At 35.4% G+C, this 353-nt stretch carries 1 protein-coding gene; it reads right to left on the bottom strand.

Going from position 1 to position 353, the window contains the following annotated elements; all coding sequences use genetic code 11:
- On the bottom strand, positions 1-353 hold a 353-nt coding region (locus tag QWI17_RS04720), incomplete at both ends, for a phosphoadenosine phosphosulfate reductase domain-containing protein (protein ID WP_302721365.1).

The following is a 353-nucleotide window of genomic DNA, read 5'->3' as shown; positions in this document are numbered from 1 at the left end:
GCATACGTTTGCAAGGCATTACGAGAAGGAAAACGACCAGCAGTTTCTTTCAGATTATACTTTTTTATAGCATCTTCTACAGAGGCAACAATCAATTTTTCGCCAATTTTATCGACCAAATAATCTCTAAATTTTATCGCTTCAGGAAAATTGTGTCCTGTATCTACATGCACCAAAGGAAAAGGAAATTTCCCTGGACGAAAGGCTTTCAAAGCTAAATGAATCAAAACAATCGAATCTTTTCCTCCTGAAAATAACAATGCTGGACGCTCAAATTGAGCAGCTGTTTCTCTCAAAATGTAGATTGCTTCGTCTTCTAGCTGATTTAAATAATTTTTTTCTTGACTTGACAT

The sequence above is a fragment of the Gilvimarinus gilvus genome (assembly GCF_030518155.1).
In the GTDB taxonomy this organism is placed as follows: domain Bacteria; phylum Pseudomonadota; class Gammaproteobacteria; order Pseudomonadales; family Cellvibrionaceae; genus Gilvimarinus; species Gilvimarinus gilvus.
Note: the sequence above shows the minus strand (reverse complement) of the source record. Positions and strands in the feature narration are given on the sequence as shown.